Below are 11,401 nucleotides of genomic sequence, written 5' to 3' on the forward strand. Positions count from 1 at the left end.
CGGGCTGTAACGCCAAGTACTTCGGCTAAATATTTGGTTAATCGGACTGAGCGCTCAAGCTGGAGCGTTCAATCACTCGTTTTCATTTATGACTTGCCGCCACAACTTCGGCGGCGACGCGTTCAGTCGCGTCCGTAATGGCCGCCGCGCGCGCACTGCGGGCCATTTCCAACAGTTTCTGTCGATCCCAGCTGGCCAAAATATCGGCCACGGCACCGGCATTAAAATCCTTTTGCTCGATAATTCGAGCGGCACCGGCTTTCTCAAGCGGCAGCGCGTTCCAATACTGCTGGCGGTCTTTGTGCTGGAAGGGCACAAAAATGGCCGGTAAACCGGCAACGGCTATTTCGCTGACCGTGAGCGCGCCCGAACGGCACACTACAACATCGGCCCAGGCATAGGCTTGCGCCATATCATCAATAAATTCGGTGACTTTATGCTGCGTCTGGCCGGCCTGCTGGTAGGCCTGATTAACAGACTCTAACGCGCCTTTGCCGACCTGGTGCCAGATAGTGACTCGGTCACCCAGCAGTGAGGCAATGTTCGGCATGCTTTGGTTCAAGACTCTTGCACCCTGACTGCCGCCCACGACTAAAATTCTTATCTGGCCTTCACGACCGGCAAAACGCTCATCCGGCAACGGCAGCGCAAGCACGTCGGTACGCACCGGGTTACCCACCACCGCCGCATTAGGAAACGCACCGGGGAACGCCTGCAGCACCGTTTTTGCAATCCGCGATAGCCAACGATTGGTCAGGCCGGCAATGCCGTTTTGCTCATGTAATACCACCGGAATTCCGCATGACCAGGCGGCTAAACCACCAGGACCTGACACATATCCGCCCATCCCCAGCACCACATCAGGCTGGAAGCGCGTCATGATGGCTTTCGCCTGGCGCCACGCATGATATATGCGAATGGGTGCGGTGAGTTGCGCTTTCAGACCTTTCCCACGTAATCCGGCGATTTTAATGAAATCAATTTCAATGCCGTTCTTCGGAACCAGGTCAGCTTCCATGCGGTCGGCAGTACCCAACCAGCGAACTTCCCAGCCTTGCGCCATCAGATGATGTGCCACGGCGAGGCCAGGGAATACATGGCCTCCCGTACCGCCTGCCATCACCATTAAACGCTTGGTCTTGCCACTCATCGGGCACTCCTTACAAACGCCTGCGCTTTCGCCAGACGCGTTTCAAAATCTATCCGCAGCAGCAAAGTCAGCGCCGTAGACATAATTAACAGGCTGGAACCGCCGTAACTTATCAGCGGCAATGTCAGACCTTTGGTCGGCAACATGCCCGCGGCCGCGCCTACGTTAACCAGCGCCTGGAAGCTAATCCATACGCCAATTGAACAGGCCAAAAAGCCGGCAAAACGCTGGTCCAGCTCAAGCGCGCGACGTCCAATCGACATGGCACGAAAAGCGACGAAGAATACCATTAACAGTACTAAAACCACACCGAAATACCCTAACTCTTCACCTAAAATCGAGAAGATAAAGTCAGTATGTGCTTCCGGCAAATATTCTAGCTTTTGTACTGAGTTTCCAAGGCCTTGCCCCCAAAACTCACCGCGACCAAACGCCATCAGTGACTGGGTCAGCTGGTAGCCACTGCCGAAAGGATCGGCCCACGGATTCCAGAAGGAGGTCACGCGGCGCATACGGTAAGGTTCCGCCACAATCAATAGGCAAACCGCAAAAGCACCCGAGCCGATAATCGCCAGGAACTGCCACATCTTCGCACCGGCCAAAAACAGCATCGCCAAGGTAGTAATAAACAGAACAACCACGGTGCCGAGGTCAGGCTGAGCCAACAGCAAAACGGCCAAAATAACCATCACGCCCATCGGTTTGCAGAAGCCCCAGAAGTTGCTTCGCACCTCGTCAACCTTGCGCACCAGATAGCTGGCCAGATAACAAAACAGAGATAGCTTGGAGAACTCGGCGGGCTGAATACGCAGCGGCCCGAGTGAAATCCAGCGAGATGCACCGTTAATCGAGCTGCCCACTACCAGCACAACAAGCAGCATGATGATTGAGATAAGCAGCAGCACATTGCTGTACTTCTGCCACACCATCATCGGCACGCGCAACGTTATCAGGCCAAGAATGAATGCCAGCACCAGATAAACGGCGTCACGTTTGGCAAACATGAAAGGATCGTTGGCCAGTCGCTGTCCGATTGGCATTGAGGCCGAGGTCACCATCACAAAGCCTATCACCGCCAGTCCGAACGTCATCCACATCAGAGTGCGGTCGTACAGCACCAGAGTAGGGGTATCGCCGTCTTTGACGCCCATCACCCAGTCGTTAGCTCTGTTGCCAAAACCTTTTAGCAGCCCAAGGCCAGGCATCCGAATACGCATTATCCGAGCTCCTTAGCCAACGCGGTGAAGACATCACCACGCTGTTCGAAATTCTTGAACTGATCCAGACTCGCGCAGGCGGGAGACAACAGCACCATGTCGCCTGATTTCACACGTCCGCCAATTTCGCGCATTGCCTGTTCCATCGTCTCATACAGCGAGGAAACGTCAGGGCGGAGGTCGGCCAATTCAGCACCGTCACGCCCAAAGCAGTAAACGTGCAAAGCCTGACTCTGCATTTTTTCACCGTGCAAATAAGGCAGCAGCGGAGAGAAATCGGCAGACTTACCGTCTCCGCCCAGCAGTAAATGCAGCGTACCCTCAACCTGGAGACCGTTTAGTGCGGCCTCAGTACTGCCGACGTTGGTCGCCTTGGAGTCGTTAATCCAACGCACGCCGTTGTGCACGCGGGCTACCTGGAAACGATGGGCCAGACCGGTAAAGGTGGTCAACGCCTTCAGGCTTGATGCGCGCGGAATACCTACCGCATCGGCCAGCGCCAACGCGGCCAGCGCATTGGTGTAGTTGTGACGCCCGGTTAGCGGCATCTCGCCGGTATTGAAGATTTTTTCGCCACGAACGCGCAACCAGACTTCATTTTGCTGACGACTCAGGTGGTAATCACCCACGTCTACGCCAAAACTGACGCAGCGCGTGTCGGCACCGCGCACCGGCATGGTCAAGGCATCGTCGGCATTCACGACGCACAGCTTGGCGTTTTCATACACTTTCAACTTCGCCGCACGGTACTGTTGCAATCCAAACGGATAACGGTCCATGTGATCTTCAGTCACGTTCAAAATCGTTGCCGCCGCCGCGTGCAGACTGTGAGTGGTTTCGAGTTGGAAACTCGACAACTCAAGCACGAAAAGCTGATAGTCATGACCGAGCATGCTCAGCACCGGCAGGCCAATATTGCCGCCCACGCCAACCTGCCAACCGGCCGCTTTACCCATCTCGCCCACCAGGCTGGTTACGGTGCTTTTGCCGTTAGACCCCGTGATAGCGACAATGGGTACCGTGACTTCGCGGCAGAACAGTTCGATATCGCCCACGATTTCAACACCGGCATCGGCGGCTGCACTCAGCGCGGGCGTAGCCAATGCCATGCCCGGACTGGCAACAATCAGGTCGGCATCCAGCAGCCAGTCTTCATTCAAAGACCCTAAATGACGCTCAATACCTTCCGACAGCTTGTCGAGTCCCGGCGGACTGATACGGGTATCGATAACACGCGGCGTAACGCCACGTGATACAAAGAAATCAACGCAGGAGAGGCCCGTAAGCCCCAACCCGATAATGACCACTTTTTTACCCTGATAGTCAGTCATAGTTACCGCACCTTCAGCGTCGCCAGGCCAATCAGCACCAGCATCAGTGAGATAATCCAGAAGCGCACGATGACGCGCGGTTCCGGCCAGCCTTTGAGTTCATAGTGGTGGTGAATCGGCGCCATACGGAAAATGCGTTGGCCGCGCAGCTTAAATGACCCCACCTGCAAAATAACCGACAGCGTTTCAACGACGAACACCCCGCCCATAATCAGCAGCAAGAACTCTTGGCGCAGCAGCACAGCGATAGTCCCCAGCGCACCGCCCAAGGCCAGTGAACCCACGTCACCCATGAAGACCTGAGCTGGATAAGTGTTAAACCAGAGGAATCCTAGGCCTGCACCGACGATGGCAGTACAGACGATAACTAACTCACCGGCGTGTCGCAGATAAGGAATATGCAGGTAATTGGCGAAGTTCATGTTACCGGTCGCCCAAGCTACCAGCGCGAAACCGGCTGCCACAAACACTGTTGGCATAATCGCCAGGCCGTCCAAACCGTCGGTGAGGTTCACCGCGTTGCTGGTGCCAACGATCACGAAATAGCTCAGTAGGATATACAGCAGGCCAAGCTGCGGCATGATGTCTTTAAAGAACGGCACCACCAGCTCAGTAGCCGGCGTGTCTTTGCCTACGGCATACATCACAAAGGCGACAACCAGAGCAATCACCGACTGCCAGAAGTATTTCCAGCGGGCAATAAGGCCTTTAGTGTCTTTACGCACCACTTTGCGATAGTCATCCACAAAGCCCACTACGCCGTAACCGACCAGCACAAACAGCACGCACCAGACGTAAGGGTTAGACGGGTAGGCCCACATCAGAACCGATACTGTGATTGAAAACAGGATCAGTACCCCGCCCATTGTCGGTGTACCGCGTTTGCTAAAATGCGACTCAGGGCCGTCGTGGCGAACAACCTGGCCAATCTGCAGTTTTTGCAAATAAGCGATCAGGCGAGGCCCCATCCAGAGGGAGATGAACAGGGCCGTCAGCAGGCTGACAATGGCGCGAAACGTCAGGTATGAAAAGACGTTAAAGCCTGAATAATATTTGACCAAGTGTTCGGCCAGCCAAACTAACATGTTGCATTCTCCTGTAACGCCCGTACTACCTGCTCCATCGCGGCACTACGTGAACCTTTAATTAAAACGGTGATTACCGCGTGTTCAGATATCAAGCTGGCTAAACGGGCTGTTACAGCAGCTTTATCTTCAAGATGTTCGCCACAGCCACTCGCGTCGCTGATTGCACGACTAAAGTGACCCACGGTTAACACTTTATCGATCCCGGCCAGGCGAATCGCATCGCCGACCTGACGATGGCAGGCTTCACTTTCATCGCCGAGTTCGGCCATGTCGCCCAGCGCCATCACCCGATATCCGGGCATGTCTGCCACGACCTGCGCTGCCGCTGTCATCGAGCCGACGTTGGCGTTGTAGCTGTCATCGAGAAGCGTTTTACCCTCGGCCAGCTTAATTGGGAACAAACGCCCTTTCACCGGCTCCAGCGTAGACAACCCTGCGCGTACAGCCTCGAGAGTCGCACCTACCGACAGCGCGAGCGCCGCAGCAGCCAGAGCGTTTGCCACATTGTGGCGACCCGGAAGAGGAAGACTCACGTCGATTTGACCCACCGGCGAGTGCAGCGTAAAGGTGGTGGCAAATGCCCCAACTGCAACGTTGCTGGCAAAGAAGTCGACACCGTCAGCAGCATCAGGAGAGAAGCGCCATACCGTTTTATTGCCAATACGTGCCTGCCAGTGAGGCCAGTCATTATTGTCGGCATTAAGAATGGCAATACCGTCAGCGGGCAAGCCCTCAAAAATTTCGCCCTTGGCCTGAGCAACGCCGGCCAATGAACCAAACCCTTCGAGGTGTGCCGCAGAAAGGTTATTCACCAGTGCAGTCTGTGGACGTGCAAGGTCAGTGGTATAGGCTATTTCGCCCTGATGATTGGCACCCAGCTCAACCACCGCAAAATCGTATTCGGCCGTCAGACGCAGCAACGTCAACGGCACGCCAATGTCATTGTTGAAATTACCTGCGGTATAAAGCACGTTGCCGCATTGGCGAAGGACGGCGGCGGTCATCTCTTTCACCGACGTTTTGCCAGAAGAACCCGTTAACGCCACCACGCGGGCCGGCACCTGCTGACGAACCCAGGCACCCAATTTTCCGAGTGCAATACGTGTGTCGGCCACCACCAGCTGTGGTGCATCTATCGGCAGGCGTTGACTCACGATTAAGGCGGCGGCACCGGCTTTCAGCGCGTCGGCGGCAAAGTCGTGGGCATCAAATTTTTCACCTTTGAGGGCAATGAACAGACAGCCGGGGGTAATTTGGCGCGTGTCGGTGGTGACCGCATCTATCTGTAAATCAGCGCCCAGCAGTTCGGCGCTTAACACCTCGGTCAGCGTGCGCAGAGTAACCGGGATCATGCAACCACCCCCAACAAACGTGCAGCAGTAACGCGATCCGAGTAGTCAAAACGCTGATTGCCGACCAACTGGTAATCTTCATGGCCTTTGCCGGCGATGAGCACCACGTCGTTTTCACCCGCCTGCATAATCGCGCTAGTGACTGCTTCTGCTCTGCCAGGAATAGCCAGCGCGCGGCCAGCGTCAAGCAGGCCGGAAAGAATGTCGTTGATGATCGCGCGAGGATCTTCGCTACGCGGATTATCGTCGGTGATAACCACGCGATCGGCATACTGTTCGGCAATACCGCCCATCAGAGGACGTTTGCCTTTATCGCGATCGCCACCGCAGCCAAACACGCACCACAGTTTTCCGGTACAGTGCAGCCGCGCAGCCGCCAGAGCTTTTTCAAGTGCATCGGGCGTGTGGGCATAATCAACCACCACCGTCGGCCGGCCCGGCGCGTGAAACACTTCCATGCGCCCGCAAACCGGTTGTAGCTGAGGTGCAGTTTGCAGCAGCGCCTCCAGCGGATAGTCCAGAGCAAGGAGCGTGCCCAACGCAACCAGCAGGTTACTGACGTTAAAGGCTCCCATCAGGCGGCTCTCAAGCAAGCCTTTACCCCAGCTCGAATCGAGCTCGACGGTGGCACCTTTATCGTGATAGTTCACACTGCTCGCCGACAGCCATCGGCCTTTCCAATCAGCAGGAATAAGGCCTTCCATGCTCACAGCCACGGCGTCAGGCAATTTTGCAAGCCAGCGCTGGCCTACGCTATCGTCGGCATTAACGATTTTATGTGCGCTGTGATGCGTTGAAAACAGCTGCCATTTGGCCTCTTCGTAGTGTTGCATATCACCGTGATAGTCGAGGTGATCGCGGCTCAGGTTAGTGAAGGCCGCGGCGGCAAAAGGCAGTGCCGATACGCGATGCTGAACCAAACCGTGTGAAGAGACTTCCATTGCTGCAAAGCTTGCGCCCTGCTGAACGAGGGTATGTAGAAGGTGTTGTACCTGCACCGCCGAACCGGTGGTGTTTTCTGCAGGAACCACGTGGTTAAGCAAGCCGTTACCGACGGTGCCCATCACAGCGCTGGTTTCGCCCAGCATTTGTGCCCACTGTGCCAGCAGCTGAGTGGTGGTAGTTTTACCATTGGTGCCGGTAACGCCCACTAACCGCAGCGCCGCCCCAGGCTGCTGATAAAAGCGACCAGCAATCTCGGACAACAGCAGATTCAGGTTTTGCAGATAAACAATCGGAACACCGTGTTTCATGCTGACAGCGCCGTGTTCGGCCTGCCCTTGCGCTTCTGCCACTACCGCGCTGACACCCTGCGCGATAGCCTGAGGAATATAGTGACGGCCATCGCTAGAATGGCCTGAAATCGCGACAAACAGATCGCCCGAAGCCGCAACGCGGCTGTCGAGAGTCATGTCTTTAAGCACCGTTTGTGGGGCATCACTCACCCAAGGTGCTAGGAGGTCGCGTAAATTACGATCTGTCACCTGAAGCCTCTTTATGATTATTGACAATGTCATTGCCTACGTCCGTCGGTAAAGCATCCGGCTCGACGTTCATCGTGCGCAATACGCCGCCCATGATGGCGCCAAATACCGGTGCAGAAATCGCGCCGCCGTAGTATTTACCCGCCTGAGGGTCATTAATGATGACCACCAGAGCAAATCGGGGATTACTCGCTGGCGCGACGCCAGCGGTATAAGCAATGTATTTGTTCACGTATTTGCCATCGGGACCGACCTTTTTGGCCGTCCCTGTCTTGATGGCGATACGGTAGCCCTTGATTGCGGCCTTAACGCCACCGCCGCCGGGCAAGGCAACACTTTCCATCATACGAACCACGGTACGTACCAGAGGTTCGGGGAAAACGCGCTCACCGGAAACCGGTGGATCAACTTTGGTAATCGACAGCGGCCGGGCAATGCCCATGCTGCCAATCGTTGCATAGACTCGCGCTAGCTGGAGAGGTGTCACCATTAGCCCGTAGCCGAAAGAGAAGGTGGCCCTCTCTATGTCAGACCACCGTTGTTTTCTTGGAAATAAGCCACTGCTTTCTCCAACCAGTCCCAAATTGGTCGGTTTACCCAATCCAAAGCGCGAGTAAGTGTCTACCAGCTCTGAGGACGGCATCGCTAACGCCAGCTTTGAAACACCGACGTTACTCGACTTCTGCAAAATACCCGTCACGGAAAGCTCAGGGTAGCGGGCCACATCTTTGATTTCATGGCCGTTAATTCGGAATGGCACAGTATTTAATACGCTATTTTCCTTGATGACGCCCTGCTTGAGCGCCGTCATGACCACCATCGGCTTCACCGTTGAGCCAGGCTCGAAAATGTCGGTGATTGCGCGGTTACGCATGGTGTCTTTAGGCGTATTAGCCATATTATTTGGGTTGTAAGACGGGCTGTTGGCCATCGCCAGAACTTCACCGGTCTGCACGTCAACCAGCACGGCGGTGCCAGATTCGGCTTTGTTAAACGCCACTGCATTGTTCAGTTCGCGATAAACCAGCGCCTGCAGGCGTTCATCAATGCTGAGCACCAGATTGTGTGCCACTTGGCTGTCTACGCTTGAAATGTCTTCAATCACACGTCCCGAGCGATCTTTACGCACGGTGCGTTCACCCGGCTGGCCGGTCAGCCAGCGGTCAAAGCTTTTCTCAACGCCTTCAATACCTTCGCCGTCAATGTTGGTCACACCGATAATGTGTGAGGTGACCTGGCCCGCAGGATAGTAGCGGCGGGACTCCTGACGCAGGAAAATACCCGGCAGTTTCAGCTTGTGAATGTACTCACCCATCGCTGGGTTCACCTGACGAGCCAGATAGACGAAGCGGCCTTTCGGATTGGCGTTTACGCGAGCGGTGAGTTGATCGAGAGGGATATTGAGCGCATCGGCCAGCGCTTTCCAGCGGCTGTCAACGGTGATACCACCGTGTTCATTGACTTCTTTAGGGTCTGCCCAAATAGCATTAACCGGCACGCTTACGGCAAGAGGACGTCCCGCACGGTCACTGATCATGCCGCGAGAAGTAGGAATGGTTTGTACGCGAAGAGAGCGCATGTCGCCCTCTTTCACCAGCTTGTCGGGATTGATGACCTGAAGATAAGCCACACGCGACATTAGACCCACCAGCGCCAGAAGAATACAGCCGCACAGCAACGCAAAACGCCAGCTTATAAAGCTGGCCTTATCTTCTGGACGCTTAAACTTCGCGGCACGTGTCGCTTTCATCTGTGGCTTATCATCTCCATGAACAGGTTGCCAAGTCGGCTAAAATTTACTGCTGCACAACGATGGTTTCCTGTGAAGGATCAACATGTTGCATCTGCAATTTTTCCGTCGCGATACGTTCTACCCGGCTGTGGTCACCGAGGGCGTTCTCTTCGAGGATCAAGTTGCGCCATTCGATATCCAGCGCATCTTTTTCCAAAACCAGCTGTTCACGCTGAGCAGTCAGCAAACGCGTTTTATGCGAAAGGGTCACGACCGCCATGGCACTGATCAACGACGCTATCAGCAAAATCATCGGTATCTTTCCATTGCGCAAAATATCGCTGAAAATAACGCCGACTAAACCATGACGTTCGTTGCCAATCATTACGCATTCCTCGCGGCAAATCGCAGTACTGAACTGCGCGCTCGTGGGTTTTCTGCCACCTCGGCGTCCGAAGGCTTCATTTTGCCCAAGGCTTTCAAGGTGCGTCCGCCTAGGCTCTGCAACTGGGCTTCGGTCATTGGAATTCCAGATGGCACCTGCGGTCCCCGACTGTGCTGACGAATAAATCGTTTTACAATTCGGTCTTCTAGCGAGTGGAAACTGATTACCGATAAGCGTCCATCGGTTGCCAGTACCTCATGTGCACCGTCGAGTGCACGTTCGATCTCTTCCAATTCGCTGTTGATATATATGCGTATCGCCTGGAAGCTGCGCGTCGCCGGGTGCTTGTGCTTCTCACGAAACGGCGAGGCATTCGCAATCAGATCCGCTAGCTCTTTAGTGCGCGTCATCGGCAGCTCGCGGTTACGTTCAACGATGGCGCGGGCAATACGCTTGGCGAAACGTTCTTCGCCGAATGTTTTCAGAACCCAGGCAATGTCATCGGCTTCTGCCTTCATCAGCCATTCAGCCGCCGAATATCCCCGGCTGGGATCCATACGCATGTCGAGAGGCCCATCGCGCATAAACGAAAAACCACGCTCCGGATCGTCGAGCTGCGGCGACGATACGCCCAGGTCCAGCAATACGCCGTCTATCTTCCCTACCAGTTCGCGCTCTTTGACATAGTCGGCAATATCAGAGAACGGACCATGAATGATTGAAAAACGCGCGTCGTCAATGGCTTTAGCGGCTTCGATCGCCTGAGGATCGCGGTCGATAGCCAGCAGGCGTCCTTCCGGTCCCAGCTGTGACAAAATGAGTCGCGAATGTCCGCCACGACCAAAGGTTCCATCGATGTAAATGCCATCGGGGCGTATGTTCAGCCCGTTTACGGCTTCATCCAACAACACGGATGTATGTTTATAATTTTCAAGCATGCTTATAGTGACAAGTCCTGTAATCTCTCGGAAAGTGGTTCACGAGACGATTGTTCAGCGTCAATGTCTTCCTTAACTTGTTGATACCAGGTCTGTTCATCCCACAATTCAAACTTGTTGAATTGCCCAACCAGCATCACTTCTTTGGCCAGTCCGGCGTGCTGTCGCAGCGTTGACGCGATAAGCAGACGCCCGGCGTTATCCATCTGACATTCACTCGCATGTCCAAGTAACAAACGCTGAATTCGGCGTTCGACTGGATTCATGCTCGACAGACGGGACAATTTTTGTTCGATAACTTCCCACTCGGGCAAGGTGTAAAGGAGCAGGCATGGGTGATGGAGATCAATGGTGCAAACCATTTGACCCTCAGACTCCTCGCTCAGCAAATCCCGATATCGGGTAGGTACGGCAAGCCGCCCTTTGCTGTCGAGATTAACCATCGTTGCCCCACGGAACATACCTGAGCTACCCCTCAATGACCCTTTTCACCACTTTACACCACAAATTCCCACTTAAAGGAGTTTACGGATGCTTTTAAAACCTTGTCAAGCCAGAGAGGCCAAGGTTTCTGATTATTTACAGGCAATGAGTTAGGCAAAAACCGAAGAACGGAGTTTTCTACCGCGGGGATTAAAAAATAACGTCATGATTAGTTGAGGAAAATTCATTTAAATAACAATAACGGTCAAAAAGAAAACAATTTGGACGTTATTTATCTATT

At 54.4% G+C, this 11,401-nt stretch carries 10 protein-coding genes; all 10 read right to left on the reverse strand.

Annotation, left to right across the window (positions count from 1 at the left end; translation table 11 throughout):
• Positions 1-82 precede the first annotated feature (82 nt).
• From murG to mraZ, 10 genes are read right to left on the reverse strand one after another with little or no spacing between them, the layout of a single operon-like run.
• Complete coding sequence (gene murG / locus BS639_RS10540) at positions 83-1,150, reverse strand: undecaprenyldiphospho-muramoylpentapeptide beta-N-acetylglucosaminyltransferase (RefSeq protein ID WP_055774882.1); 1,068 nt, start codon at positions 1,148-1,150, stop codon at positions 83-85.
• Positions 1,147-2,361, reverse strand: coding sequence for a cell division protein FtsW (ftsW, locus tag BS639_RS10545; protein ID WP_139804086.1), 1,215 nt, complete (start codon positions 2,359-2,361; stop codon positions 1,147-1,149). The genes murG and ftsW overlap by 4 nt, the downstream gene beginning before the upstream one ends.
• Before the next feature lie 5 nt (positions 2,362-2,366).
• Positions 2,367-3,698, reverse strand: coding sequence for a UDP-N-acetylmuramoyl-L-alanine--D-glutamate ligase (murD, locus tag BS639_RS10550; protein ID WP_084983065.1), 1,332 nt, complete (start codon positions 3,696-3,698; stop codon positions 2,367-2,369).
• Between the two features lie 2 nt (positions 3,699-3,700).
• Positions 3,701-4,783 carry a phospho-N-acetylmuramoyl-pentapeptide-transferase gene (mraY, locus tag BS639_RS10555; protein WP_084983066.1) on the reverse strand — a complete coding sequence of 361 codons (1,083 nt, stop codon included), beginning with the start codon at positions 4,781-4,783 and terminating at the stop codon, positions 3,701-3,703.
• Positions 4,777-6,138: a UDP-N-acetylmuramoyl-tripeptide--D-alanyl-D-alanine ligase gene (murF, locus tag BS639_RS10560; RefSeq protein ID WP_084983067.1), complete on the reverse strand. Its 1,362-nt coding sequence runs from the start codon at positions 6,136-6,138 to the stop codon at positions 4,777-4,779. The genes mraY and murF overlap by 7 nt, the downstream gene beginning before the upstream one ends.
• Positions 6,135-7,622, reverse strand: a complete 1,488-nt coding sequence (gene murE / locus BS639_RS10565) for a UDP-N-acetylmuramoyl-L-alanyl-D-glutamate--2,6-diaminopimelate ligase (protein ID WP_084983068.1) — start codon at positions 7,620-7,622, stop codon at positions 6,135-6,137. Before murE ends, murF begins: the two co-directional genes overlap by 4 nt.
• Entirely contained in the window at positions 7,609-9,372 is a 1,764-nt protein-coding gene (locus tag BS639_RS10570; protein ID WP_055774865.1) for a peptidoglycan glycosyltransferase FtsI, read from the reverse strand. Before BS639_RS10570 ends, murE begins: the two co-directional genes overlap by 14 nt.
• A gap of 46 nt (positions 9,373-9,418) precedes the next feature.
• Positions 9,419-9,739: a cell division protein FtsL gene (gene ftsL / locus BS639_RS10575; RefSeq protein WP_055774860.1), complete on the reverse strand. Its 321-nt coding sequence runs from the start codon at positions 9,737-9,739 to the stop codon at positions 9,419-9,421.
• Positions 9,739-10,677 (reverse strand): 16S rRNA (cytosine(1402)-N(4))-methyltransferase RsmH, encoded by a 939-nt coding sequence (gene rsmH / locus BS639_RS10580; protein WP_055774857.1) that lies wholly within the window; start codon positions 10,675-10,677, stop codon positions 9,739-9,741. The genes ftsL and rsmH overlap by 1 nt, the downstream gene beginning before the upstream one ends.
• A 2-nt stretch (positions 10,678-10,679) precedes the next feature.
• On the reverse strand, positions 10,680-11,138 hold the full coding sequence (gene mraZ / locus BS639_RS10585) for a division/cell wall cluster transcriptional repressor MraZ (RefSeq protein ID WP_055774854.1): 459 nt from the start codon (positions 11,136-11,138) through the stop codon (positions 10,680-10,682).
• Between the last annotated feature and the right edge of the window lie 263 nt (positions 11,139-11,401).

This window comes from Rouxiella silvae (genome assembly GCF_002093625.1).
Lineage (GTDB): Bacteria > Pseudomonadota > Gammaproteobacteria > Enterobacterales > Enterobacteriaceae > Rouxiella > Rouxiella silvae.

What these genes read in the sequence shown, in the direction of transcription:
- murG (WP_055774882.1), bottom strand. Translation starts at nt 1,150, where the DNA reads ATGAGTGGCAAGACCAAGCGTTTAATGGTGATGGCAGGCGGTACGGGA.
- murD (WP_084983065.1), bottom strand. Translation starts at nt 3,698, where the DNA reads ATGACTGACTATCAGGGTAAAAAAGTGGTCATTATCGGGTTGGGGCTT.
- mraY (WP_084983066.1), bottom strand. Translation starts at nt 4,783, where the DNA reads ATGTTAGTTTGGCTGGCCGAACACTTGGTCAAATATTATTCAGGCTTT.
- murF (WP_084983067.1), bottom strand. Translation starts at nt 6,138, where the DNA reads ATGATCCCGGTTACTCTGCGCACGCTGACCGAGGTGTTAAGCGCCGAA.
- BS639_RS10570 (WP_055774865.1), bottom strand. Translation starts at nt 9,372, where the DNA reads ATGAAAGCGACACGTGCCGCGAAGTTTAAGCGTCCAGAAGATAAGGCC.
- ftsL (WP_055774860.1), bottom strand. Translation starts at nt 9,739, where the DNA reads ATGATTGGCAACGAACGTCATGGTTTAGTCGGCGTTATTTTCAGCGAT.
- rsmH (WP_055774857.1), bottom strand. Translation starts at nt 10,677, where the DNA reads ATGCTTGAAAATTATAAACATACATCCGTGTTGTTGGATGAAGCCGTA.
- mraZ (WP_055774854.1), bottom strand. Translation starts at nt 11,138, where the DNA reads ATGTTCCGTGGGGCAACGATGGTTAATCTCGACAGCAAAGGGCGGCTT.